The 23017-nt window shown below is 66.0% G+C and carries 26 protein-coding genes; 19 read left to right on the top strand and 7 right to left on the bottom strand.

Annotation, left to right across the window (positions count from 1 at the left end; all coding sequences use genetic code 11):
* Positions 1-5 precede the first annotated feature (5 nt).
* Together FOC84_RS14535 and purT are read right to left on the bottom strand one after the other, a co-directional pair.
* Positions 6-551, bottom strand: a complete 546-nt coding sequence (locus FOC84_RS14535; RefSeq protein ID WP_173145017.1) for a GbsR/MarR family transcriptional regulator — start codon at positions 549-551, stop codon at positions 6-8.
* A gap of 278 nt (positions 552-829) precedes the next feature.
* Positions 830-2047 carry a formate-dependent phosphoribosylglycinamide formyltransferase gene (purT, locus tag FOC84_RS14530; protein ID WP_173145016.1) on the bottom strand — a complete coding sequence of 406 codons (1218 nt, stop codon included), beginning with the start codon at positions 2045-2047 and terminating at the stop codon, positions 830-832.
* A 103-nt stretch (positions 2048-2150) separates the two neighbouring features.
* On the opposite strand from purT, the gene FOC84_RS14525 reads away from it, so the two are divergent.
* The 9 genes from FOC84_RS14525 to FOC84_RS14485 all read left to right on the top strand — a co-directional run bounded on the left by FOC84_RS14525 (position 2151) and on the right by FOC84_RS14485 (position 9644).
* Complete coding sequence (locus tag FOC84_RS14525) at positions 2151-3140, top strand: KpsF/GutQ family sugar-phosphate isomerase (RefSeq protein WP_173145015.1); 990 nt, start codon at positions 2151-2153, stop codon at positions 3138-3140.
* The gene (locus FOC84_RS14520; protein ID WP_173145014.1) at positions 3137-3745 is read left to right on the top strand and encodes a KdsC family phosphatase; all 609 of its coding nucleotides are present in this window, start codon (positions 3137-3139) and stop codon (positions 3743-3745) included. The genes FOC84_RS14525 and FOC84_RS14520 overlap by 4 nt, the downstream gene beginning before the upstream one ends.
* A 40-nt stretch (positions 3746-3785) precedes the next feature.
* On the top strand, positions 3786-4418 hold the full coding sequence (gene lptC / locus FOC84_RS14515) for an LPS export ABC transporter periplasmic protein LptC (RefSeq protein WP_088143233.1): 633 nt from the start codon (positions 3786-3788) through the stop codon (positions 4416-4418).
* Complete coding sequence (lptA, locus tag FOC84_RS14510) at positions 4415-5044, top strand: lipopolysaccharide transport periplasmic protein LptA (RefSeq protein ID WP_173145013.1); 630 nt, start codon at positions 4415-4417, stop codon at positions 5042-5044. Before lptC ends, lptA begins: the two co-directional genes overlap by 4 nt.
* A 32-nt stretch (positions 5045-5076) precedes the next feature.
* Positions 5077-5871 (top strand): LPS export ABC transporter ATP-binding protein, encoded by a 795-nt coding sequence (gene lptB / locus FOC84_RS14505; RefSeq protein ID WP_173145012.1) that lies wholly within the window; start codon positions 5077-5079, stop codon positions 5869-5871.
* A 222-nt stretch (positions 5872-6093) separates the two neighbouring features.
* Complete coding sequence (gene hpf, locus FOC84_RS14500) at positions 6094-6432, top strand: ribosome hibernation-promoting factor, HPF/YfiA family (protein WP_013396726.1); 339 nt, start codon at positions 6094-6096, stop codon at positions 6430-6432.
* 352 nt (positions 6433-6784) lie between these two features.
* Positions 6785-7240, top strand: coding sequence for a PTS sugar transporter subunit IIA (locus tag FOC84_RS14495; RefSeq protein ID WP_006389881.1), 456 nt, complete (start codon positions 6785-6787; stop codon positions 7238-7240).
* 21 nt (positions 7241-7261) lie between these two features.
* On the top strand, positions 7262-8188 hold the full coding sequence (gene hprK / locus FOC84_RS14490) for an HPr(Ser) kinase/phosphatase (RefSeq protein WP_013396727.1): 927 nt from the start codon (positions 7262-7264) through the stop codon (positions 8186-8188).
* Positions 8189-8210: 22 nt separating this feature from the next.
* Positions 8211-9644 (top strand): PLP-dependent aminotransferase family protein, encoded by a 1434-nt coding sequence (locus tag FOC84_RS14485; RefSeq protein WP_173145011.1) that lies wholly within the window; start codon positions 8211-8213, stop codon positions 9642-9644.
* Positions 9645-9651: 7 nt separating this feature from the next.
* Here the strand turns inward: FOC84_RS14485 and FOC84_RS14480 are convergent, their stop codons facing one another.
* Together FOC84_RS14480 and FOC84_RS14475 are read right to left on the bottom strand one after the other, a co-directional pair.
* The gene (locus FOC84_RS14480; protein WP_173145010.1) at positions 9652-10935 is read right to left on the bottom strand and encodes a c-type cytochrome; all 1284 of its coding nucleotides are present in this window, start codon (positions 10933-10935) and stop codon (positions 9652-9654) included.
* A gap of 12 nt (positions 10936-10947) precedes the next feature.
* A complete protein-coding gene (locus FOC84_RS14475; protein WP_173145009.1) occupies positions 10948-11700 on the bottom strand; it encodes a c-type cytochrome in 753 nt (250 codons plus the stop codon).
* A 184-nt stretch (positions 11701-11884) separates the two neighbouring features.
* On the opposite strand from FOC84_RS14475, the gene rapZ reads away from it, so the two are divergent.
* Together rapZ and FOC84_RS14465 are read left to right on the top strand one after the other, a co-directional pair.
* On the top strand, positions 11885-12757 hold the full coding sequence (rapZ, locus tag FOC84_RS14470) for an RNase adapter RapZ (protein WP_173145008.1): 873 nt from the start codon (positions 11885-11887) through the stop codon (positions 12755-12757).
* Positions 12754-13716, top strand: a complete 963-nt coding sequence (locus FOC84_RS14465; protein WP_173145007.1) for a septal ring lytic transglycosylase RlpA family protein — start codon at positions 12754-12756, stop codon at positions 13714-13716. The genes rapZ and FOC84_RS14465 overlap by 4 nt, the downstream gene beginning before the upstream one ends.
* Positions 13717-13742: 26 nt before the next feature.
* On the opposite strand, the gene FOC84_RS14460 is transcribed toward FOC84_RS14465, so the two are convergent.
* Positions 13743-14327 carry a methylated-DNA--[protein]-cysteine S-methyltransferase gene (locus tag FOC84_RS14460; protein WP_173145006.1) on the bottom strand — a complete coding sequence of 195 codons (585 nt, stop codon included), beginning with the start codon at positions 14325-14327 and terminating at the stop codon, positions 13743-13745.
* A gap of 3 nt (positions 14328-14330) precedes the next feature.
* A complete protein-coding gene (gene rsmI / locus FOC84_RS14455; RefSeq protein ID WP_173145005.1) occupies positions 14331-15266 on the bottom strand; it encodes a 16S rRNA (cytidine(1402)-2'-O)-methyltransferase in 936 nt (311 codons plus the stop codon).
* Between the two features lie 66 nt (positions 15267-15332).
* Between rsmI and FOC84_RS14450 the strand changes: the two genes are divergently transcribed.
* From FOC84_RS14450 to FOC84_RS14435, 4 genes are all read left to right on the top strand, one after another.
* Entirely contained in the window at positions 15333-15836 is a 504-nt protein-coding gene (locus tag FOC84_RS14450) for a YraN family protein (protein WP_173145004.1), read from the top strand.
* Positions 15837-15902: 66 nt separating this feature from the next.
* The gene (locus FOC84_RS14445; RefSeq protein WP_173145003.1) at positions 15903-16496 is read left to right on the top strand and encodes a phosphoheptose isomerase; all 594 of its coding nucleotides are present in this window, start codon (positions 15903-15905) and stop codon (positions 16494-16496) included.
* The gene (locus FOC84_RS14440; RefSeq protein ID WP_173145002.1) at positions 16493-17233 is read left to right on the top strand and encodes a BON domain-containing protein; all 741 of its coding nucleotides are present in this window, start codon (positions 16493-16495) and stop codon (positions 17231-17233) included. The genes FOC84_RS14445 and FOC84_RS14440 overlap by 4 nt, the downstream gene beginning before the upstream one ends.
* Positions 17230-17724, top strand: a complete 495-nt coding sequence (locus FOC84_RS14435; protein WP_173145001.1) for a peroxiredoxin family protein — start codon at positions 17230-17232, stop codon at positions 17722-17724. The genes FOC84_RS14440 and FOC84_RS14435 overlap by 4 nt, the downstream gene beginning before the upstream one ends.
* A gap of 139 nt (positions 17725-17863) precedes the next feature.
* On the opposite strand, the gene FOC84_RS14430 is transcribed toward FOC84_RS14435, so the two are convergent.
* Positions 17864-18652, bottom strand: coding sequence for a MetQ/NlpA family ABC transporter substrate-binding protein (locus FOC84_RS14430; RefSeq protein WP_173145000.1), 789 nt, complete (start codon positions 18650-18652; stop codon positions 17864-17866).
* 265 nt (positions 18653-18917) lie between these two features.
* Here FOC84_RS14430 and argB point away from each other — a divergent pair, with 265 nt between their 5' ends.
* From argB to FOC84_RS14410, 4 genes are all read left to right on the top strand, one after another.
* On the top strand, positions 18918-19820 hold the full coding sequence (gene argB, locus FOC84_RS14425) for an acetylglutamate kinase (RefSeq protein ID WP_013396740.1): 903 nt from the start codon (positions 18918-18920) through the stop codon (positions 19818-19820).
* Positions 19820-20566, top strand: coding sequence for a pyrimidine 5'-nucleotidase (locus tag FOC84_RS14420; RefSeq protein ID WP_173144999.1), 747 nt, complete (start codon positions 19820-19822; stop codon positions 20564-20566). Before argB ends, FOC84_RS14420 begins: the two co-directional genes overlap by 1 nt.
* A 57-nt stretch (positions 20567-20623) precedes the next feature.
* A complete protein-coding gene (slmA, locus tag FOC84_RS14415; RefSeq protein WP_173144998.1) occupies positions 20624-21199 on the top strand; it encodes a nucleoid occlusion factor SlmA in 576 nt (191 codons plus the stop codon).
* A 314-nt stretch (positions 21200-21513) separates the two neighbouring features.
* Entirely contained in the window at positions 21514-23007 is a 1494-nt protein-coding gene (locus tag FOC84_RS14410; RefSeq protein WP_173144997.1) for a DASS family sodium-coupled anion symporter, read from the top strand.
* The last annotated feature ends 10 nt before the right edge of the window (positions 23008-23017 follow it).

The following is a 23017-nucleotide window of genomic DNA, read 5'->3' as shown; positions in this document are numbered from 1 at the left end:
CAAGGTCAGCCCTTGCCCCGCAATTTGCCGGCGAAACCCAGCACCTTCTGCACTTTCGAGCCGAGCTTCATCAGGTTCTGCAGGGTTTCTGGCGGCAGTCGTTGAACCTCATCGAACCATCCGGTAGACAGTTCGATGAGCTCCAGCATTTCGTTCATGCGTTGTTGCGCGTAGGCCTCATCGGGACCCGAGGGGGGTTCCAGCAGGGTGTCCCGCAGCAAGGTCAGCGTGGGATCGATTTCGCGCTTGCGTTTTTCTTCCATCAGGATGCGGAAGATCTCCCAGACGTCCTTGGGAGTTTCGAAGTAGTCGCGGCGGTCGCCGACTTGATGCATGAGCTTGACCAGGCGCCAGGACTGCAGCTCCTTCAGCCCCAGGCTGACGTTGGAGCGCGAGAAGCCTAGGGTCTCGGCGATGTCATCGGCATTCAACGGCTTGGGCGAGAGGAACAGCAGGGCGTAGATCTGGCCGACCGTGCGGTTCACCCCCCATCGGCTGCCCATTTCGCCGAAATGCAGGACGAAGCGTTCGTTTTGGGGGGACAGGGCCATGATCGAGCTACGCCGGCAGGGTCAGGGCCGCAGCCCCGGAGTGATAAATATCAGTTACACCGCTTTCAGAAAATTCTGAAATTTCCGAAATTATCGAACAAACCATGCGAAAGCGCAAACCACACCGGCAGCAGGGGGAAGATCTCAAGACAAGGTGCCGGGACAGCGACGACAGGCGTGGCCGGGCCGTTGGAATGGGTCTGGACGAACGCAAGCGGCCACCAGCCCATGGGCTGGTGGCCGCTTAAAGAGGGGAAAAGCGGAAGGGAAAAGCGGACTCAGCCGGCCTTGACGGACACCGCCGCCGAAACCCGCTTGGCCTTGGCCCGGGCCGCCGCCACGTCGTCGGCCACGGCCAGGCCCACGCCCATGCGGCGCTTGACGAAGGATTCGGGCTTGCCGAAGAGGCGGATGTCGGTACCGGGTTCGGCCAGCGCTTCGGCCACGTTGTGGAACGAGACCGCGGCGGCCTCGACGCCGCCGTAGATGACGCTGCTGGCGCCGGGCTGGCGCAGGCTGGTGTCCACCGGCAGCCCCAGGAACGCCCGGGCGTGCAGTTCGAATTCGTTCTGGACCTGGGTGATCATGGTGACCATGCCGGTGTCGTGCGGACGCGGGCTGACTTCCGAGAACCAGACCTGGTCGCCGGCCACGAACAGCTCCACGCCGAAGATACCCAGGCCGCCCAGGTTGGACGTGACCGCGAGCGCGATGTCCCGGGAACGCTGCAGCGCGGCGGGAGACATCGGGTGCGGCTGCCAGCTTTCCACGTAGTCGCCATCGACCTGCTTGTGGCCGATGGGTTCGCAGTAGCGGGTTTCGACCTGGCCGTCGGCGCCGCGGGCGCGCACGGTCAGCAGGGTGATTTCGTAGTCGAAGCGGATGAAGCCCTCGACGATGGCGCGCCCGCCGCCCACCCGGCCGCCCTCCTGGGCGTAGCGCCAGGCGGACTCGACGTCGTCGGCGCTCTTGATCACGGACTGGCCCTTGCCCGAGGAGGACATGACCGGCTTGATGACGCAGGGATAGCCGATGCCGCCGTCGATGGCCGCGCGCAGTTCTGCTTCGGTGTCGACAAAGCGATAGGGCGAGGTCGGCAGCCCCAGGGTCTCGGCAGCCAGCCGGCGGATGCCCTCGCGGTTCATGGTCAACTGGGCCGCGCGCGCGGTCGGCGTCACCCGGGCCACGCCCGCCTCTTCCAATTCCACCAGCAAATTGGTGGCAATGGCTTCGATTTCGGGGACAATAACGTGGGGCCGTTCCTGTTCGATGACCTTGCGCAGGGCCTGCGGGTCCGTCATCGAGACCACATGCGCCCGATGCGCCACCTGATGGCCCGGGGCATCGGCATACCGATCCACGGCAATGACTTCCACGCCCAGCCGCTGCAGGGCAATGATGACCTCTTTGCCCAATTCGCCGGACCCGAGCAGCATGACGCGGGTGGCCAAGGGGGACAGGGGCGTGCCAAGAACGGGGCTGGAAATGCTGGACATGGAGCGGGCCTGGAAAAAAGTTGGAAAGCCGTTGAAATGACCCGCCAGCATGCCATACGCCCTTTCCGGGGGCAAACCCGCATACTGATATTAAAATCCACGTATGACTGACCATCCCACAACATCGTCCGAGACCGCGCTGGCATCTGCGCGCAGAACGCTGCAGATCGAATGCCAGGGCCTGATGGACCTGTCGGCCCGGCTGGACGACAGCTTCACGCAGACCGTCGCGATGCTGCTGGCCTGCCGCGGGCGTGTGGTCGTCAGCGGCATCGGCAAGACCGGCCACGTCGCCCGCAAGATCGCGGCGACCCTGGCCTCGACCGGCACGCCGGCCTTTTTCGTGCACGCCGCCGAGGCTGTCCATGGCGATCTGGGCATGATCACCCAGGATGACGTCCTCATCGCAATTTCCTATTCCGGCTCCGGCCAGGAACTGCTGACGATTCTTCCCGTCGCCCGCCGCATGGGCGCCAAGCTGATCGCCATTACCGGCAACCCGCAGTCCGAATTGGCCCAGCTGGCCGACGTCCACCTGGACGCCAGCGTGGCCCAGGAAGCCTGCCCGCTGAATCTGGCGCCCACGGCCAGCACCACCGCCGCGCTGGCCCTGGGCGACGCCCTGGCCGTCGCCTGCCTGGAGGCCCGCGGCTTCGGCCCGCAGGATTTCGCCCGCTCGCACCCGGGCGGCGCGCTCGGCCGCCGCCTGCTGACCCACGTGCGCGACGTCATGCGCCAGGGCGACGCCCTGCCCATCGTCATGGCCGGCACCCCGGTATCGCAGGCGCTGGAGGTCATGTCCGCCAAAGGCATGGGCATGACCGTCGTGACCGACGCCCAGCGCCGCCCCGTAGGCATCTTCACCGACGGCGACCTGCGCCGCCTGATCGCCCGCCAAGGCGACATCCGCAGCCTGACCGTCGAATCCGGCATGACGCGTTCGCCGCGCAGCATCACCCCCGACGCGCTGGCCGTCGAGGCCGCCCAGCAAATGGACAAACAACGGCTCAACCACATGCTCGTGCTGGACAGCGACGGCGTTCTGCTCGGCGCCCTGCACATGCATGACCTGATGGCCGCCAAAGTGGTATGACTATGACTCCTTCTGTACCCATGACGCATCCGGCCGAAGCGCTGGTCCTGGCCCGCATCCCCGCAGGCGTGCGCGAACGCGCCGCCGCGGTACGCCTGATGGTGTTCGACGTGGACGGCGTGCTGACCGACGGCAGCCTCTATTACGGCGAAAACGGCGAGCTGCAAAAGCGCTTCAATGCGCTGGACGGCCACGGACTGCGCCTGCTGATGGAAGGCGGCCTGAAGGTTGCTTTGATGACCGGACGCTCCGGCCCCATCGTGGCGCGCCGTGCCGCCGAACTGGGCATCGCCGAGGTCATCCAGGGCGTCCGCGACAAAGGCGGCGCCCTGGCCGAACTTGCGCAGCGCTGCGGTGTCCAACTGAACCAGGCCGGCTACATGGGCGATGACGTCATCGACTTGCCGGCCCTGCAGCGCGCCGGCTTCGCGGCCAGCGTGCCGAACGCGCCGGGCTACGTCAGCCAGGCCGCCCACTGGGTCTCCACGCACACTGGCGGCAACGGCGCCGTGCGCGAATGCTGCGACCTGCTGCTGGCGGCCCAGGGACGCCTCGGCGCCTTCCTGGCGGCGCCGGGCCTGCTCGGCCCGGGCGCCATCCAATAATGACCGCCAGGACAACCCATACGCCCTTGCTGCAGACCCGATGAAAGAACGTTTTCCCTCCCTGATCGCGCTGTTCCTGCTGCTGGTGCTGGTCGCCAGCTCGTGGTGGGCGGCGGACTACGCGCAGCGGGCCATCCAGACGGATCCACCGCGCCGCATCACCCACGAAATGGACGCCTGGTCGCGCGACTTCGTCATGCTGCGCACCGACCCGAACGGCAAGCCCATCAACCGGCTCGAAGGCGTATACGCGGAACATTTCCCGGATGACGACTCCTATCATGTAACCTCGCCGCGCGCCGTGGGCCAGCGCGAGGACAACCCCATCACCGTGGCTATCTCCAAGACCGCCGTGATGGAACAAGGCGGCAAGCGCATCGTCATGAACGGCGACGCCCACGTGCGCCGTCAGCCCGACGCCAATAACGACCTGCTGGACGTGCGCAGCCAGCAGTTGATCATCCTGCCCGACGACGACGTGGTCTACACCGACCTGCCGGCGGAAGTCATCAAGGGCCGTTCGCGCATGAACGGCACGGGCATGCACTACAACAACAAGACGCGCCAACTGCAGGTTTCGGCATCGACCGATGTGGAAATTGCCGGATCCGAAGGCAAGCAGCAACGCCGGACCGAAATTCCCGCCAACAACACTGACCAGAAAAAACCATGACCGACCTCCGGATTCTCCTTGCCCCGACGACCCGCTTGCTCGGCGCCATCCTGCTGACGGCCTCGGCGCTGGCCCCGGCCCATGCCGCGGATCCGGCGCCCAAGGCAGCGACGCCGGCTGAAGAGCCCAGCACGCTGATCCTGTCGGACACCCTGCACTACGACGACGTGAAGAAAAAGAGCGTTTTCACGGGCAACGTCAACATGACGCGCGGCCTCATGACCCTGACGTCCGATGTGCTGGAAATGAACGAAGACGCGCAGGGCAACCAGTACGGCACGGCCACCGCCAACAAGGGCAAGATCGTGACCATCCGCCAGGAACGCCCGGAAACCTTCGAACTCATCGAAGGCACCGGCTTGCGCGCCGAATACGACGGCACCAAGAGCACCTTTGACCTGATCGGCCAGGCGGTCGTGACCCGCTTTGTCTGTGGAAAACCGTTCGACACGATTCGCGGCGAGCGGGTACGCTACAACGAGAAGACCGGCACCTACGAAGCCCACGGCGGCCCCAACTCCGCCGCAGCAGGCGGTCGGGTCCGTTCGGTGGCGGAACCGCGCGCCAAGTCGGACGCCGCCATCGCCGAATGCCGCAAGCAGCAGGCCGCCAAGAAGGGGCGTTGAACGCCTCCCATGCAACACCACACGCAGCCACGATGAACCAACCTTCAGTGCCGACTCCGGTAACCTCCGCGCCCTCGGGCGTCAAGCAGGGCAGCCTGCGCGCAACCGGTTTGCGCAAGACCTATAACGGCCGGACCGTGGTCCAGGACGTATCCCTGTCCGTGGTCAGCGGCGAAGTGGTCGGCCTGCTCGGCCCCAACGGCGCGGGCAAGACCACCAGCTTCTACATGATCGTGGGCCTGGTGCCCGCGGATGCGGGCCGCATCGAGATCGACGGTTCCGTCATCACCTCGATGCCGATCCACAAGCGCGCGCACATGGGCCTGTCCTACCTGCCCCAGGACGCTTCCGTGTTCCGCCGCCTGACGGTGGAACAGAACATCCGCGCCGTGCTGGAACTGCAATCGGGGCCGGATGGACGCCCGCTGTCCACGCCCAAGATCAACGAGCAGCTGGAATCGCTGCTGGAAGAGCTGCAGATCGGCCATATCCGCAGCAACGCCGCCATCTCCCTGTCGGGCGGCGAACGCCGCCGCGTGGAAATCGCACGCGCGCTAGCCACCAGCCCGCGCTTCATCCTGCTGGACGAACCCTTCGCCGGCGTGGACCCCATCGCCGTGATCGAGATCCAGCGCATCGTGCGTTTCCTGAAGGGCCGCGGCATCGGTGTGCTGATCACCGACCACAACGTACGCGAAACCCTGGGCATCTGCGACCGCGCTTACATCATCAGCGAAGGCCGCGTCCTGACCGACGGCCACCCCGATGAAATCGTGGGCGATCCCGCCGTGCGCCGGGTCTATCTGGGAGAGCATTTCCGCATGTAATGCGGTCCTGGGGAAGACCCCTAGGCGCCGCCTGCGCAAAGACGCATGCACCCTAGGGGCTCAGCCATAAAAATGCCATGAACTTGCGCTAGGTCAGCTTGTTTTATCGGCCCGAGTCTATACACTAGTACTAAACGAACCCGCTCAATCAAGGAGAACGCCTAACGAATCAGCCGCGCTTTTTGCGCACCCTTTTTTCCTCTTTTAGAAGGAGAGCACACTATGAACCTGAGCATCTGCGGTCGTCACCTCGACGTCACCCCGGCCATCCGGGAATATGTCATGAACAAACTGGCGCGAGTGCTGCGGCATTTCGATCACGTCATCGATACCCAGGTCATGCTCTCGGTAGAGCCCCTGCGGCATAGAGCCGAAATCACCATGCGTCTAAGCGGTAAGGACATTCATTGTGAAGCAACCGATGAAAACCTCTATGCAGCCATAGACCTTCTTGCTGACAAAGTCGACCGTCAGGTCATCAAGCACAAGGACAAGGTACGAAGTCACACGGCGGAGTCCGTGAAGCGGCAAGCGGCGAACCTTACGCCACCCCAGCAGTAACGCGCTTCATGAGCACTCGCACTGCGAGACTAGCTAAACAGCGATTCTAGAAATCCTGCCTAAGTCCCGGTGTCCCGCTAGACGCAACGTCCAGCTGGGGCATCGGCAAACTACCCTCCTGTAGCACCCCCTTCCTTCTTTGTCCCCCATTCCCGGCCTCGCCGGCGATTCCGTTTTCCCCAGTTTCCGACGCTTTCCCGAGGGCCAGCTCAGCCGCCAGGCGCAAGAATGCCCACAATCCACCGCTATCGGTCTATGCTGTCGCTCTTGCCGCCCCATGATGCGACCGAGCCCAGGACGCATCGCACAGGGCCGATTATTGCAGTGCGTCATATAACCATATAATGCCCCGATGAATCATTTGTCGCGCATCCTACCCGCCGGCAACGTCGTGCTCGATATGCTCGCAACGAGCAAGAAACGTGCGTTCGAACAGGCCGGTCTTCTCTTTGAAAACAATCATGGTCTGGCGCGCGCACTCGTGTTCGACAGCCTGTTCGCCCGGGAACGCCTGGGTTCCACCGCGCTCGGCCAGGGCGTGGCGGTGCCGCACGGCCGGGTGAAGGGCCTGGAGCAGGCCCTGGCGGCCTTCATCCGCCTGGCCCAGCCCATCACCTTCGATGCGCCTGACGGACAGCCCGTGTCGATGCTGCTCTGCCTGCTGGTGCCGGAAACGGCCACGCAGCAGCACCTGGACATCCTGGCCGAACTGGCGCAGCTCATGTCGAACAAGGCCTTGCGCGAAGCCCTGGCCACAGAGCCCGATCCGGCCGTCGTCCACAAGATGCTCACGACCGGCCAACTCTGAACTCCACGCGGAAGCGCTGCCATGCTCACGGTGCAGGAACTCGTCGACGACAACGCCGACAAAATCCCCTTTAACTGGATTTCCGGCCAGGGCGCCGCGGACCGCGCGATTCCCGACGACGGCATGTCGGCGGCGGACCTCGTCGGCCACTTGAACCTGATCCACCCGTCCCGCATCCAAGTGTTCGGACAGGAAGAGCTGGCGTACTACACCCGCTTCGACCTGCGCCGCCGCATGCACCACATGGACGAGCTGCTGATCGGCGGCGTGCCCGCGATCCTGCTGGCCGACGGGCTGACCCCGCCGCAAGACCTCATCGACCAGTGCGATCAGCATCAGGTGCCGCTCTTGTCCACGCCGGTGGCGGCCGCGCAGCTGATCGACCTGTTGCGCATCTACCTGGGCAAGAAGCTGGCGCCCACCACCACCGTGCATGGCGTGTTCCTGGACGTGCTGGGACTGGGCGTGCTGATCACCGGCGAGTCCGGCCTGGGCAAGAGCGAACTGGCGCTGGAACTGATCTCGCGCGGACACGGCCTGGTGGCCGACGATGCCGTGGAGTTCTCGCGCACGGCCCCCAACATGATCGAAGGCCACTGTCCGCAGCTGCTGCAGAACCTGCTGGAAGTGCGCGGCCTGGGCCTGCTCGACATCCGCACCATCTTCGGCGAGACCTCCGTGCGCCGCAAGATGCGCCTCAAGCTCATCGTGCACCTGGTGCGCGCCACCGCGCAGGACAAGTTCGAACGCCTGCCGCTGCAGGACATCACCCAAGACATGCTGGGCCTGCCGGTGCGCAAGGTCATGCTGCAAGTGGCCGCGGGCCGCAATCTGGCGGTGCTGGTCGAGGCCGCCGTGCGCAACACCATCCTGAAGCTGCGCGGCATCGACACGCTGGGCGAATTCATGGAACGCCAGGCCATGGCGATCCTGCAAAGCAGCAAGTAGGCGCGCGTCGGCCGGCGGCACCTTGAGCCTGTATGAAACCCTGGCCGCAGAGATCGCCAAGTCGATCCGCGACGGCGTGCTGCGCGCGGGCGACAAGCTGCCCTCCGTGCGCGACGCCTGCGCGGCGCGCGGACTCAGCCCGTCGACGGTGTTCCAGGCCTACTACCTGCTGGAAGCACGCGGCCTGATCCGGGCGCAGCCCCGCTCCGGCTATTACGTCAACGCCCCCGCCGCCTCCCTGCCGCCGGAACCCGGCGCCTCCAGTCCGGATGGCGAATCGACGGAACTCGCGATCAGCGAGCGCATCTTCGACATCCTCGGCTCGGTGCGCAACCGCGACGTGACGCCGTTGGGCTCCGCCTTCCCTTCTCCGCTATTGTTCCCGCTGGCGCGGCTGGCCCAGGCCATGGCCGCCCATCTCAAGCGCCAGGATCCGCTGGACACGGTGGAAGACCTGGCGCCGGGCAATCCGGGCCTGCGCCGCCAGATCGCGCTGCGCTACCTGATCGGCGGCATCAACGTGCCGGCCAGCGACATCGTTGTCACCAACGGCGCGCTGGAAGCGCTGAACCTCTGCCTGCAAGCGGTCACGCAACCCGGCGACACCGTCATGGTCGAAGCGCCCACGTTCTACGGCGCCTTGCAGGCGCTCGAACGCCAGGGATTGAAGGCGTTGGAAATACCGACCCATCCGCGCACCGGCATCGACCTGGACGCGATGCAGGCCGCCATCGAACGCCATGCGCCCCGGGCCTGCTGGCTGATGACGCAGTTCCAGAACCCGCTGGGCAGCCTGATGCCCGACGAAAAAAAGCGGCAGCTGGTCCAGCTGCTTGCAGGCCATGGCATTCCGCTGATCGAAGACGATGTGTACGGCGAACTGTATTTCGGCGCGGCGCGGCCGGTGCCCGCCAAGGCCTATGACAGCCAGGGGCTGGTGCTGCATTGCTCGTCGTTTTCGAAGTGCCTGGCGCCCGGCTACCGTATCGGCTGGGCCTCTGCCGGCCGCTACACGCAACGCGTGCAACGCCTGAAACTGTCATCGACGCTATCCGCATCCGGCCCCGCCCAGGGCGCGATTGCCGAGTACCTGGAGCAAGGCGGCTACGACCGCCACCTGCGCCGCCTGCGCGAAACGCTGCAGACGCAGCAGCAGCGCATGGCCGAGGCGATCGCCCGGGAATTCCCGGCCGGCACGCGCGTAACGCGCCCGCAAGGCGGGTTCTTCCTGTGGCTGGAGCTGCCGGCCGCCGTGGATGCGCTGGCGCTGCACCGCCTGGCGCTGGCGCGTGGCATCAGCGTGGCGCCGGGGCCGATCTTTTCGGCCAGCGGCCAGTTCGGCAGCGCGCTGCGCCTGAACTACGGGCACCCCTGGGACGCCGCTGCGCAGGCCGCCATCCGCGTACTGGGCGAGCTTGCGCGCGAGGCCTGCGCGCAAGCCTTGAAGGCGCGCTAGCCGCGCGTCAGTTCAACGTCGATGCCGCGCGCGCCCGCTTGACCTCCAGCGGGGTCACGCCGCCCGCCTCGTTGCCCCAGCTATTGCGGATGTACGTCACCAGCATCGCGATGTCGCTGTCGTTGAGCAGTTGCCCGAAGGGCGGCATGCCGTGCGGCCGCGGGTTCGCCGCCGTGGCCGGGGCGTAGCCGCCGTCCAGCACCATGCGGATGGCGTTGACGGGCGACGGCGCCGTCACGGTCGGATTGCCTGCCAGCGCGGGCCACGCCGTGCCGCTGCCTTCGCCTGCGGACTGATGGCATTGCACGCATTGCTGGCGGTAGATCTTGCCGCCCAGTTCCATGGCCGCCGGCGCGACAGCCGTCCGCGTGCGCTCTGTTGAAGCCGCCGTGGCGGGCAGGGATTTGATGTAGATGCCGATGGCCAGCGCGTCCGCGTCGGTCAGGTGCTGCGTACTGCCCAGCACCACCTCGGCCATGGGCCCGCTGGCGCTGGAATGCTTCGAAATGCCGGTCTTGAGCAAAGCTGCGATGTCTTCGGCGGACCATCTGCCCATGCCGGTTTCCATGTCGTTGGTAAGCGGCGGGGCGTACCAGTCCAGCACCGGGATCACGCCGCCGGCCAACGGGTCGGCCGAACGCAGCCCCCCCAAGCTGTTGCGCGGCGTATGGCAGGCGGCGCAATGCCCCAGCCCTTCGACCAAATAGCGGCCACGATTCCATGGCACTGATTGCCCCGCATCGGCCTCCTGCACGCCCGGCTTGAAGTACAGCGCGCGCCATGCGGCCAACAGCGCCCGCTGGTCATAGGGGAATTCCATCTCGGGCGGCCGGTTGGGCTGCTGCACGGGCGCGACGGTACGCAGATAGGCGTACAGCGCGTCGGAATCGGCGCGCGTCACGCGCGTGTATTCCGTGTAAGGGAAAGCGGGATACAGCAGCGTGCCGTCGCGGGACTTGCCGTTGTGCAGCGCCTGCCAGAAATCGTCCGCGGTCCACGCGCCTATGCCGGATTTCTCGTCGGGCGTGATGTTCGGGCCGTACACCGTGCCGAACGGCGTGGGGATAGGCGTGCCGCCCGCCAGCGCCTTGCCGCCCCGGCTGGTGTGGCAGGCCATGCAATTGCCGGCAAGCGCAAGGTAGCGTCCGCGCTCGACCAGCGTTGCGGCGTCGGCCGCGGCCGCGGCGGGACCCGTGCTGGCATCGTCGCGCGTGCCTAGCCAGTAGAGGCTGCCCACGGCGGCGATCACGAGCAGCAACAGGACGGACAGGACTTTCTTCATGAGCGACATCCGGCCTCTCCCTTACCGTTGCGCCTGGCTGCCGCATTCCGCGGGCAGGCGTATCGAACCCGCGGCTTCAGGCGCGTAAGGTTCCACGACGGGCTGCGAGGACAGCCACGCGGCCAGCGCGCCGATGTCCTGGGGAGTGAGTTTGTTGGAGATGTCGGCCATGCAGTCAGGCTCGGCCGCGCGGCGCAAGCCGTTCTTCCAGCTGCCGATCTGCGCACCGATGTAGTCGCGCGGCAGGCCGAGCAAGCCGGGAATGGCGGGCAGCACGCCGCCCAGGGCGGCGCCGTGACAGGCGGCACAGGCGGGCAGGCCGCGCGCGGCATCGCCGTCCAGGGCCAGCTTGCGCCCGGCCTCCAGGGTGGCGGCGGAGACCTCGGCGCGGGTCGGCGCGGGATACGGCACATGCTGCGAGGAGAAATACGCGGCGATCTCGCGCAGGTAGTCGTCGGGCAGGCCGGTCAGCAGGTGCGTCATGGGCCGGTACTGGCGCCGGTCGTCGCGGAAATTGAGCAGCTGGTGGTACAGGTATTCCTGGGGCTTGCCGGCCAGGCGCGGATAGTAGCCGTCGGCGCCGGCCCGGCCCTGCGCGCCATGGCAGGCCGTACAGGCGGCGACGCGGGCGTCCATGGTGTCCGGGCGCAGGGTTTCCTGGGGCGCGGGCTGTGCCGGCGCGGGCGCTGCCAGGAAGGCGGCAGCAGCCCCTAGTAGGGAAATTGCCCAAAAACGCGGCAGTGAAATACTACGAAAGGAAATGAAGGCTAACATCTAGGTCGAATTCCATTCCCCCGAAACGCATGACGGCGGGGCGCGTATGTGAATCTGTCGAGTATCCGGCCCCAAGCTTACGCCAGGGGAGCCAAAACGGTACAGGCGCAGATTGGCAGTTTACGGCCATATCAGATGTCATCCCGCCGGCATCGTCCTCGAAAAGCGTGCCACAATCATGTCCATGTTGAAAGTCGTCCTCGTCACCGGCATCTCTGGCTCAGGCAAGTCCGTCGCCCTGCGCATGCTTGAGGACGCGAGCTATACCTGCGTCGACAACCTGCCCGTACGGTTCCTGACCGAGTTCATCGCCAACGCCCGGGATGACGGCATGGAGCGCGTCGCGGTCGCCATCGACGTCCGCTCCCCCGGCGAACTGGCCGAACTGCCCGACGTGGTCACTGCCCTGCGCGCCATGGGCACCAGCCTGCGCGTGGTGTTCCTGGACGCCAGCACCGCGACGCTGGAACAGCGCTACTCCGAGTCCCGCCGCCGCCACCCCCTGACCGACCGCCTGCAGCGCGGCGGCACGGCCCCGTCGCTGACCGAGTGCATCGCGCTGGAACGCGAACTGCTTGCGCCGCTGCGCGAACAGGAACACGTCATCGACACCTCGGACCTGACGCCCGGCCAACTGCGCGTCTGGATCCGCGACCTGATCAAGGCCGACCGCGCACCGCTGGTGCTGACCTTCGAGTCCTTCGCTTATAAGCGCGGCGTGCCGCGCGACGCGGACCTGGTGTTCGACGTGCGTTGCCTGCCCAACCCCTACTACGACCGCGACCTGCGGCCGCTGACCGGCCGCGACGAACCCGTGGCCGCCTGGCTGTCGGGCTTCGATCTGGTGGGGCAGATGATCGACGACATCACCGGTTTCCTGAACCGTTGGCTGCCGCAATACACGCAAGACACCCGCAATTACCTCACGGTCGCCATCGGCTGCACAGGCGGCCAGCACCGTTCGGTATATGTGGTCGAACAGCTGGCGCTGCGCTTTGCCGACCACGACCCGCTGCTGGTGCGCCATCGCACCCAACTGCCTGACGAATCCGCATGACCCTGTCCCGCCCGACCCGCCTGTTCATGATGCTGCTGCTGGCCATTGCGGTGGCCGGCTGTTCCTCCACCGGCGGACGCAAGAAGGGCGGCGGGTACTACAAGGACGACGGGCCGGACGCGAATCCGCCTTCGAACCTGGACCAGGTGCCCGATGCGGTGCCCAGGATCGAACCCTACGCCAGCGGCGCGAACCGGCCTTATGTGGTGTTCGGCCAGCGCTATGTGCCGGACACCAGCGGCCAGCCCTACAAGAAGCGCGGCACCGCCTCGTGGTACGGCAAGAAGTTCCACGGCAATTCCACGTCCATCGGCGAGTCCTACGACATGTACGCCATGACGGCCGCCCACACCACGCTGCCGCTGCCGAGCTACGCCCGCGTCACCAGCATGGTCAACGGCAAGACCATCATCGTGCGGGTGAACGACCGCGGCCCGTTCCACAGCGACCGCATCATGGACCTGTCCTATGTCGCGGCGTACAAGCTGGGCATCATCGGTCCCGGCAGCGGCCAGGTGGTCGTGGAAGCCATTCCGCAGGACGAGATCCGGCGGCTGGCCTCGCAAGGCGCACCCGCCGCGCCCGAGCCCGAACCGTCGTCAGCGACAGGCTCGTCGCCGGTGCTGGCGCCGGTCGCCGCCGTGCCCGTGGCGCTCGCCGCCGAAGCCCTGCCTGGACCCGCCCCCGGCTCGGCCCCGGTGCGCCAGCCCGCCGCGGGCGGCATCGGCAGCGTCTATCTGCAAGTGGGCGCGTTCAGCCAGTCGGCCAATGCGCAATCGCTGGTCAGCCGCATCAACACGCAACTCGGCGCCGAAGGCGCGCCGCCCGCGTCGGTCGAACAGACGAACAACCTCTACCGGGTCAAGATCGGCCCCTACCCCGACCGGCAGAGCGCCTTGAACGCCGTGCCGCTGGTGTCGGACCGCATCGGCATCCTGCCCAGCATCGCCTCGCAGTAAGCCTCAAGCCCGGCGGGGCTGCCTGCCTACCAGGGCAATTCCGCCTGCCCGTCGCACACCCGGCGCGCGCTTGCGCTGCGGCTGCGGTAGAAATTGCCTTCGTGCGCCAGCAAGGCCTGCTTGCGCGGCAGCCCGCCGCCGAAGCCGGTCAGCGAGGTGTCCGCGCCGATGATCCGGTGACACGGAATAATGATGCTGATCGGATTGCGTCCGACCGCTCCGCCGACCGCCTGGGCGCCCTTGGGCCGCCCCACGGTGCGCGCCAGGGCGCCGTAACTGGTCAGCACGCCGAACTCCAGATCGCACAAGGCATGCCAGACCTGGTGCTGGAAAGTCGTGCCGACGGGATCCAGCGGCACCTCGAAAATACGGCGCTGCCCGGCAAACCATTCTTCCAGCTCACGGCGCGCCTGCTCCAGGATGGGATCGGATTGCGTGAGAATCCAGTCTTCCGCCGAAGGCAATAGTTCCTGGTCGCTGAACCAGGCGCCGCGCAGGCCCTTGGGGCTGGCGACCAGGCGCATGTCGCCCAGCGGCGTGGGGATATCGCGGTAGACCAGGCGTTCGTTGGGATCCGCAGGCTTGTTGGACACGACAGTCGAATACACCATGCCTTACTCCGCCGATTTCTTGCGGGCCAGGGCCCGGTTGTACAGCACGTCCCGCGGCATGCCGGAAACCTTGGCCGCCACGCGCGCGGCGTCGCGCAGCGACAGCGACTCCAGCAAGGCGTCCAGCAGCGCGTCGGTGCGCGGATCGGCTTCTTCATCCGCCTCCTGCTCGGCGGGCGCATGCGCGATCAGCACGAACTCGCCCTGCTCGCGGTGGGAGTCCGCGGCCAGCCAGGCCGCTCCCTCGCCCATCGGAAAGGTCGCGATCTCCTCGAAGCGCTTGGTCAGTTCGCGCGCCACGGTCAAGAGGCGGTCCGGACCGCACACTTCCAGCAGGTCGGCCAGCGTGGCCGCGAGCCGATGCGGCGATTCGAACATCACCACGGGCGCGGGCAAGGCACACCAAGTCCGCAGCCAGCGCTGGCGCGCGACCGTCTTGGGCGGCGGGAAGCCCGCGAAGGCATAGCCCGGGTTTTCATCCGTGGTGACGCCGCTGCCCATCAGCGCCGCGATGACGGCGCTGGGTCCCGGCACCGGCACCACGCCAAAGCCGGCTTCACGCGCGGCGCGCACGATGCGCGCGCCCGGATCGCTGACGGCAGGCGCGCCGGCGTCGGACACCAGCGCCACGCGCTGGCCCTGGGCCAGGCGCTCGCAGATGGCCTGGGCCGCGGCGGCTTCGTTGTGGCGGTGGGCGGCCATGAGCGGCGTACCCACGCCCCAGGCGTCCAGCAGGGCTCGGCTGGCGCGCGTGTCTTCCGCCGCGATCACGTCGGCCCGCTGCAAAGCGTGCCAGGCGCGCAGCCCCAGGTCGCCCAGGTTGCCGATCGGCGTCGCCACGACATATAGCGTCGAGGCAGGCCAATGCTGCCCCGCCACGCGTTCAGACACGCGGGACCAGGCATCTCCGGCAGGGGGAGGTGAGACATTTTGATTCATTGCAGCCTACAGACACGGGAAACCATGTCAGTGTAGCCGTCTATGCCCGCCACTTCCGGAGCGCCCATGACGGATGACACCTTGCGACTGGCCTGCGAACTGGCCCTGGCGGCCCGCCGCCGCGCCGCCAGGCGCCGGCGCCGATCCGCCCGCGCGGCGCCCGCGGATCGCCCGCCTCCGCGGCGCTCGCCCGCCCAACGCAAGGGCGACCACCACGAGGACGCCGCCCTGCGCCTGCTGCAGTCGCGGGGCCTGGTCCTGCTGGCGCGCAATCTGCAGACCCGCGCCGGCGAGATCGACCTGGCCATGCGTGAAGGCGACACCTTGGTGTTCGTCGAAGTCCGCGCGCGCGGCCCCAGCCGCTATGGCGGCGCCGCAGCCAGCATCGGCCCGGACAAGCAGGCCCGGCTGTCGCGCGCCGCAGCCTATTGGCTGCCGGAACTGGCCCGGCGCCACTGGCACGGCAGGCTGCCGGCGGCGCGCTTTGACGCGGTCGTCTTCGAGGCGGGCGATCCCCAATGGCTGCGCAACGCGTTCTGGCAGGCCGAAAGCCCACGCCTGCCCCGGTAACGACCTGCCTAACAGTCGTTACGCCTGGACAGAACCGCGCCACTGCCCCATGAGATAATCGCGCCCATGGATATGACCTCTCGTATGACGTCGCACTTTCGCGACGCCATGGCTGCGTGCGAACAAAGCATGCACGTCCTGGCCGAGCCGCTTGCGGTGGCGGTGGACGTGCTATTCGGCGCCCTGGCAAACAACGGCAAGATTCTGGCTTGCGGCAACGGCGGCTCGGCCGCCGACGCGCAGCATTTCATCGCCGAACTGGTGGGCCGCTTCGAACGCGAACGCCTGCCCCTGGCCGGCATCGCGCTCAATACCGACACCTCGATCCTCACCGCGGTGGGCAACGACTACGGCTTCGACGAAATCTACGAACGCCAGGTCAACGCCTTCGGCCAGGCCGGCGACGTACTGGTCGCCATATCCACCAGCGGCAATTCCCCCAACGTGGTGCGCGCCATGGAAGCCGCCAGCGCCCGCGAAATGCACGTGCTTGCCTTGACCGGCAAGGGCGGCGGCGTCATGGGGGAACTCATTACGCCGATGGACGTCCATCTATGTGTTCCCAGCGATCGCACGATGCGCATCCAGGAAGTCCATATTCTGCTGCTGCACGCGCTGTGCGACGGCATTGACGCTCTTCTGCTTGGAGACACCGAATGATTTCTGACGTCCGTACCGCAGCCCGCCCCTTGATGCTCGCCGCGGCGCTATCCACCGCCGCGCTCTCGCTGACGGCCTGCGCGCCCCTGATCGTGGGCGGCGCGGCCGCCACCACCGCGGTCGTCGTGACGGACCGCCGCACCTCCGGCATCCAGCTCGAAGACCAGAACATGGCGTTCAAGGCGCAAAGCCAGATTTCGCAGAAGCTGGGCGACACCGCCCGCGTCAATGCCATGGCCTATGGCGGCCACCTGCTGCTGACCGGCGACGTGCCCACCGAAGAAGCCAAGAACCAGGCCACCACCATCGCCCAAGGCGTGGAAAACGTCAAACAGGTCATCAACCAGTTGAACGTGGGCCCCATCGCCTCGTTCGGCACCCGCTCCAACGACACCTGGCTGACCTCCAAGGTCAAGACCGCCCTGCTCAACACCAAGTACGTGCCGTCCGGCACCATCGCGGTCACGACCGACCACAGCGTGGTCTACCTGATGGGCAAGGTGACGCAGGCCGAAGGCGAATACGCCGCCAACGCCACCGCGGACGTCGGCGGCGTGGCCAAGGTGGTTAAACTGTTCGAGACGATCAGCCGCGAGGAAGCCATCCGGCTGTCGAACACCGGTTCCAAGTCCAACACTTCCACGGAAACCAAAGCGCCCATCGAAAGCGGCGCCGGCACAGCCAGCGACAACGCGGCCGGCACCAGCAGTGGCGTAGAGGCCATGCCCATCAAATGAAGAAAGCCATCATCGCACTGGCCGTCCTGGTTGCGGTCGGCATCGGCGCCTGGTTCGTCATGCGCCCCGCCCAGACCGCGCCCGACGTCACCTTCACCACGCTGGAAGGCAAGACCTTCTCGATGCAGGACCTGCGCGGCAAGGTCGTGCTGGTCAAGTTCTGGGCCACCAGCTGCGTGACCTGCGTGAAGCAGATGCCGGAAACCATCTCGGCCTACAACGAGTACGCGCCCAAGGGCTACCAGGCCGTCGCGGTCGCCATGAACTACGACCCGCCCAACTTCGTCCTGAACTTCGCCGAAACGCGCAAGCTGCCGTTCCCGGTGGCCCTGGACACCAAGGGCGACATCGCGCGCGCCTTCGGCGACATCCGCCTGACGCCCACGGCCTTCCTGATTGACAAGCAGGGGCGCATCATCAAGCGCTACCTGGGCGAATACGACGTGGCGGAATTCCACGCCACCGTGGAAAAGGCCCTGGCGGCAGGCTGAGCCCCCGCCTAGCCGTCGCCGCGACAGACCGCCCCTGACCGGGCGGTTTTTTTCGCCCTGCCCCGGGACGAGCTACCTGCTCCCCAAAAAGAAAAGCCGCCCGATCGACGGGCGGCTTCGAAATCAGGCTGGGACGGACTCAGAACGCCGGAACCACGGCGCCCTTGTACTTGTCCAGGATGAACTTCTTCACCTCGGGCGTGTGCAGCGCCTGGACCAACTTCTTGATTCCCGGCGCGTCCTTGTTGTCCGTGCGGGTCACCAGAATGTTGGCATAGGGCGAATCGGCGCCCTCGATGAACAGCGCGTCCTTGGTCGGCACCAGGCCGGCTTCCAGGGCGTAGTTGGTGTTGATCAGCGCCAGGTCCACGTCATCGAGCGAGCGCGGCAGCATGGCGGCTTCCAGTTCGCGGAACTTCAGCTTCTTGGGGTTCTCGACCACGTCCGCGGCCGTCGCCAGGATGTTGGACGGATCCTTCAGCTTGATCACGCCCTGCTTCTGCAGCAGCACCAGCGCGCGGCCGCCGTTGGACGGATCATTCGGAATCGCCACCGTGGCGCCGTCCTTGAGCTCGGACAGGCTCTTGATCTTCTTGGAATAGCCGCCGAAGGGCTCGACGTGCACCAAGGCCACCGGCACCAGCGTGGCCTTGCGGTCCTTGTTGAAGGAATCCAGGTACGGCTTGTGCTGGAAGAAGTTGGCATCCAGCTGCTTGTCGGCCAATTGCAGGTTGGGCTGCACGTAGTCGCTGAACACCTTGATGTCGAGCTCCACGCCTTCCTTGGCCAACTGCGGCTTCACCACTTCCAGGATCTCGGCATGGGGGACCTGCGTCGCGCCCACCACGATTTTTTCGGCATGGGCGGCATTTGCCGCCACCAGGAACACCGACGCCGCCAAGGCGGACCGGACAAAGTTCAAACGCATGTGTTGCCTCTTTTATGGGTAAAAATCGGGGGCTGATGCCCCTGCCGGTGTGGCCCCGCCCCCTTTTGCGGGGCGAGCCGTTGCGAAATCGCCCCCAATTTACCTGAATGCCGGTTATTTGTCGGGCATATGAACATGGGTTTAAAGCATAAGAAACCTGTGGGTACTACAATCCGTCGTATGCTTGCGCTACCGCGTCCCGAACGCGTTTTTGTGCAGGCATTTTTTCTAACCACTCATACCTATATTTGCCGACTTAGCTGCCATGACCGACACCCCCGACCCTGCTGCCGTTTCGTCTCCTGCTGTCAAAGCTGCTGTGCTGTCTGAAGCACTGCCGTATATCCGACGATTTCACGGCAAGACCATCGTGGTCAAGTACGGCGGCAACGCCATGACGGAAGAGCGTCTGCAGCGCAGCTTCGCGCACGATGTCGTGCTGCTGAAGCTAGTGGGTCTGAACCCGGTGGTGGTGCACGGCGGCGGTCCGCAGATCGACGACGCGCTGCGCCGCATCGGCAAGCAAGGCACCTTCATCCAGGGCATGCGCGTCACCGACGCCGAGACCATGGAAGTGGTCGAATGGGTGCTGGGCGGCCAGGTCCAGCAGGACATCGTCATGATGATCAACGAGGTCGGCGGCAAGGCCGTGGGCCTGACCGGCAAGGACGGCGGACTGATCCAGGCCCAAAAGAAGCTGATGGCCAACAAGGACAATCCGTCCGAACCCATCGACATCGGCTTCGTCGGCGACATCACCATGGTCGAGCCTGCCGTGGTCAAGGCGCTGCAGGACGACCAGTTCATCCCCGTCATCTCGCCGATCGGTTATGGCGAGGACGGCACCGCCTACAACATCAACGCCGACGTCGTCGCCGGCAAGATGGCGGAAGTGCTGGGCGCTGAAAAACTGCTGATGCTGACCAACACCCCGGGCGTGCTGGACAAGGGCGGCAAGCTCTTGCGCAGCCTGTCGGCCCAGACCATCGACGAGCTGTTCGCCGACGGCACGATCTCCGGCGGCATGCTGCCCAAGATTTCGTCCGCGCTGGACGCCGCCAAGAACGGCGTGAACTCGGTGCACATCGTCGACGGCCGCGTGCCGCACTGCCTGCTGCTGGAAATCCTGACCGACCAGGGCGTGGGCACGATGATCAGCTCGCACTGATGCGGGCACAGCGTTACCTGCTGCGGCCGGCGCTGCGCGTGCGCCGCTCCCGCCGCACGGCCACGGGCGTTTCCGAACGCCTGTGGCTGTTCGACCTGGACAACACGCTGCACGACACCTCGCACGCCATCTTCCCCAAGATCGACCACGGCATGACCATGGCCGTGGCCGAGGCGCTGAATGTCGATATCGACACCGCCAACCGCCTGCGCTCGCAGTACTGGAAGCGCTACGGCGCCACCATGATAGGCATGGTCCGGCACCACGGCGTGGACCCCCACGAATTCCTGCACCGCAGCCACGATTTCGACGTCGGCCCGCTGGTGCGCTCGGAGAAGGCGCTGGCCTACAAGCTGAGCCGGCTGCCGGGCCGCAAGGTGCTGCTGACCAACGCGCCGCTGCACTATGCCCGCGCGGTGCTCGCGCGCCTTGGGATCCTGCGCCAGTTCGACAGCCTCTGGGCCATCGAGCACATGCGCCTGCATGGCGAGTTCCGGCCCAAGCCTTCGCCCGCCCTGCTGCGCCACGTGCTGGCCCGCGAAGGCGTGCAAGCGCGCAACGCGGTGCTGGTGGAAGACACGCTGGCCAATCTGCGCGGCGCGCGCCAGGCCGGCCTGCGCACCGTCCATGTGTATCACCCCGGCACGCCGTTCGCCCGCGGCCGTTCGCAGCGGCCGGCCTACGTCGACTTGCGGGTAAACTCCGTCAGTGATTTGCTGTTACGCCGACGCCCCCTGCGGGGATAGCGGCGCGCTCCTCCCCTCCCCCTTCACCGTCAAGCCTGCGCGAGAGCAGACCCTTCCATGGCGAGCAAACCCGGCGAGCGCAAGACCCAGATTCTGCAGACCCTGGCCGAGATGCTGGAGCAGCCGCACGCCGCACGCATCACCACGGCCGCGCTTGCCGCGCGCCTGGAAGTCTCCGAAGCCGCGCTGTACCGGCACTTCGCCAGCAAGGCACAGATGTTCGAAGGGCTGATCGAATTCATCGAAACCAGCATCTTCACGTTGGTGAACCAGATCGCCATCGCCGAACCCCATGGCCTGACGCAGGCCCACCAGACCGTCTCCATGCTGCTGACCTTCTCGGAACGCAACAAGGGCATGACGCGCGTGCTGACCGGCGACGCACTGGTCACGGAAGACAACCGCCTGCAGGAACGCATCAACCACATCAACGACCGCATCGAGGCGTCGTTGAAGCAATCGCTGCGCATCGCGGTCACCGATGGCGGCCTGCCGCCGCAGGCCAATGTGGCGGCGCACGCCAGCCTGCTGACGCATCTGGTGCTGGGCCGCTGGCTGCGTTATGCCCAAAGCGGCTGGCGCATCGCGCCCACGCTGCATCTGGACGAACAGCTGCGCCTGGCGCTGGGCTGAGCGGGCGGCCGGGTCATCTGCTCGCCGTGCCGATTAGCATCGCGGCACGATCTAATTAATTTCCCATCCGTCTCTATTTCAATAGATTTGCATTGTTATATGCAACAATCTCTGCTTGCCGGCGGCGCGGGGCGACGAGCATAATGCCCGTCAGAGGTTTTCTACAAGCCCAAATCTCCACAGGCTTGATCAGTATCAATACGGGTTTTCCGCAATGCCGTCACGATCATGCTGTAGCGTCGACACACCGATTTGACCTATCCCGTTGCTCGCGGGGCGGTGTGTCGGCAGTTTGACCTCAACCGGAGATGGATATGACCGCGCAAGCCGCCGTCCCTGCCTCGCAAGCCCCAAAGAAAACCAAAATTCCAATCGGACTCATTGCCGGCGTCCTAGTGATGATCGGCGTGCTGATGATGCCTTTGCCCGCCGACCTGCCCGTCGCGGGCCACCGGATGCTGGCCATCCTGGCATTCGCAGTGGTGGTCTGGATTACCGAAGCCGTGTCCTACGAAGCCAGCGCGATCATGATCACGACGCTGATGGCCTTCCTGCTGGGCACGGCTCCGACAATCAAAGACCCGCAAGTCATCTATGGCACCTCGGCCGCGATCAGCATGGCGCTGGCAGGCTTCTCGAACTCGGCGCTGGCGCTTGTCACCGGCGCCTTGTTCATTGCCGCTGCCATGACCTTCACCGGGCTGGACCGGCGCATCGCGCTGGTGACCCTGGCCAGAGTAGGCACCAGCACGCGCCGCATCCTGATCGGATGTATCGCCGTGACCATCGTGCTGAGCCTGGTCGTGCCCAGCGCCACCGCGCGCAGCGCGGCCGTGGTGCCCATCATGATGGGCGTCATCGCGGCCTTCGGCGTGGACAAGCGCTCCAACATCGCCGCCGGCATCATGATCATCGTGGCGCAAGCCACCAGCATCTGGAACGTCGGCATCCAGACCGCCGCCGCACAGAACCTGCTGACCGTCGGCTTCATGGAAAAGATGCTGGGCGAACGCGTGGCGTGGTCGGACTGGCTGATCGCCGGCGCCCCCTGGTCGCTGATCATGTCGGCCGTGCTGATCGCCGTCGTGCTCAAGCTGCTGCCGCCGGAAAGCGACAGCATCGCGGGAGGCAAGGAAGCCGTCGCGAAGTCGCTGCTTGAACTGGGCCCCATGACCGGCGCGCAAAAGCGCCTGATGGCCGTGTCGCTCATGCTGCTGCTGTTCTGGTCGACCGAAGGCAAGCTGCACAAGTTCGACACCACGTCCACCACCTACTTCGGCCTGGTCCTGCTGCTGCTGCCGCGCTTTGGCGTGATGACCTGGAAAGACGTGCAATCGCGCATCCCATGGGGCACCGTGATCGTGTTCGGCGTCGGCATCAGCCTGGGTACCGCCCTGCTGACGACCCAGGCCGGCCAATGGCTGGGCAACCAGGTCGTGGCGCACACCGGCCTGGATCACCTGGGACCGCTGGCCATCTTCGCGGTCCTGGCGGCCTTCCTCATCATCATCCACCTGGGGTTCGCCAGCGCCACCGCGCTGACCTCGGCCATGCTGCCGATCCTGATCTCGGTGCTGGCCACGCTGCCGGGCGACTTCAGCCGCCTGGGCATGACCATGCTGCTGGGCTTCGTCGTCAGCTACGGCTTCATCCTGCCCATCAACGCGCCGCAGAACATGGTGTGCCTGGGTACGGAAACCTTCAACGCCAAGCAGTTCGCCAAGGTCGGCATCATCGTCACCATCGTCGGCTACTTGCTGATGCTGCTGATGGGCATGACCTACTGGCGCTGGCTGGGCTGGCTGTAAGGAGGTCGCA

Origin of the sequence: Achromobacter pestifer (genome assembly GCF_013267355.1) — a bacterium.
Classification (GTDB): Bacteria; Pseudomonadota; Gammaproteobacteria; order Burkholderiales; family Burkholderiaceae_B; genus Achromobacter; species Achromobacter pestifer_A.
Note: the sequence above shows the minus strand (reverse complement) of the source record. Positions and strands in the feature narration are given on the sequence as shown.

Bases quoted from the DNA above. Each gene is read 5' to 3' on its own strand.
- rsmI (WP_173145005.1), bottom strand. From the start codon at position 15,266: ATGAATCAAAATGTCTCACCTCCCCCTGCCGGAGATGCCTGGTCCCGC.
- argB (WP_013396740.1), top strand. From the start codon at position 18,918: ATGACCGACACCCCCGACCCTGCTGCCGTTTCGTCTCCTGCTGTCAAA.
- lptC (WP_088143233.1), top strand. From the start codon at position 3,786: ATGAAAGAACGTTTTCCCTCCCTGATCGCGCTGTTCCTGCTGCTGGTG.
- FOC84_RS14495 (WP_006389881.1), top strand. From the start codon at position 6,785: ATGAATCATTTGTCGCGCATCCTACCCGCCGGCAACGTCGTGCTCGAT.
- FOC84_RS14430 (WP_173145000.1), bottom strand. From the start codon at position 18,652: ATGCGTTTGAACTTTGTCCGGTCCGCCTTGGCGGCGTCGGTGTTCCTG.
- FOC84_RS14535 (WP_173145017.1), bottom strand. From the start codon at position 551: ATGGCCCTGTCCCCCCAAAACGAACGCTTCGTCCTGCATTTCGGCGAA.
- slmA (WP_173144998.1), top strand. From the start codon at position 20,624: ATGGCGAGCAAACCCGGCGAGCGCAAGACCCAGATTCTGCAGACCCTG.
- rapZ (WP_173145008.1), top strand. From the start codon at position 11,885: ATGTTGAAAGTCGTCCTCGTCACCGGCATCTCTGGCTCAGGCAAGTCC.
- FOC84_RS14410 (WP_173144997.1), top strand. From the start codon at position 21,514: ATGACCGCGCAAGCCGCCGTCCCTGCCTCGCAAGCCCCAAAGAAAACC.
- FOC84_RS14460 (WP_173145006.1), bottom strand. From the start codon at position 14,327: ATGGTGTATTCGACTGTCGTGTCCAACAAGCCTGCGGATCCCAACGAA.
- FOC84_RS14480 (WP_173145010.1), bottom strand. From the start codon at position 10,935: ATGTCGCTCATGAAGAAAGTCCTGTCCGTCCTGTTGCTGCTCGTGATC.
- FOC84_RS14525 (WP_173145015.1), top strand. From the start codon at position 2,151: ATGACTGACCATCCCACAACATCGTCCGAGACCGCGCTGGCATCTGCG.
- FOC84_RS14435 (WP_173145001.1), top strand. From the start codon at position 17,230: ATGAAGAAAGCCATCATCGCACTGGCCGTCCTGGTTGCGGTCGGCATC.
- FOC84_RS14475 (WP_173145009.1), bottom strand. From the start codon at position 11,700: ATGTTAGCCTTCATTTCCTTTCGTAGTATTTCACTGCCGCGTTTTTGG.
- FOC84_RS14465 (WP_173145007.1), top strand. From the start codon at position 12,754: ATGACCCTGTCCCGCCCGACCCGCCTGTTCATGATGCTGCTGCTGGCC.
- lptB (WP_173145012.1), top strand. From the start codon at position 5,077: ATGAACCAACCTTCAGTGCCGACTCCGGTAACCTCCGCGCCCTCGGGC.
- FOC84_RS14440 (WP_173145002.1), top strand. From the start codon at position 16,493: ATGATTTCTGACGTCCGTACCGCAGCCCGCCCCTTGATGCTCGCCGCG.
- hprK (WP_013396727.1), top strand. From the start codon at position 7,262: ATGCTCACGGTGCAGGAACTCGTCGACGACAACGCCGACAAAATCCCC.
- FOC84_RS14420 (WP_173144999.1), top strand. From the start codon at position 19,820: ATGCGGGCACAGCGTTACCTGCTGCGGCCGGCGCTGCGCGTGCGCCGC.
- lptA (WP_173145013.1), top strand. From the start codon at position 4,415: ATGACCGACCTCCGGATTCTCCTTGCCCCGACGACCCGCTTGCTCGGC.
- FOC84_RS14520 (WP_173145014.1), top strand. From the start codon at position 3,137: ATGACTATGACTCCTTCTGTACCCATGACGCATCCGGCCGAAGCGCTG.
- FOC84_RS14445 (WP_173145003.1), top strand. From the start codon at position 15,903: ATGGATATGACCTCTCGTATGACGTCGCACTTTCGCGACGCCATGGCT.
- purT (WP_173145016.1), bottom strand. From the start codon at position 2,047: ATGTCCAGCATTTCCAGCCCCGTTCTTGGCACGCCCCTGTCCCCCTTG.
- FOC84_RS14450 (WP_173145004.1), top strand. From the start codon at position 15,333: ATGACGGATGACACCTTGCGACTGGCCTGCGAACTGGCCCTGGCGGCC.
- hpf (WP_013396726.1), top strand. From the start codon at position 6,094: ATGAACCTGAGCATCTGCGGTCGTCACCTCGACGTCACCCCGGCCATC.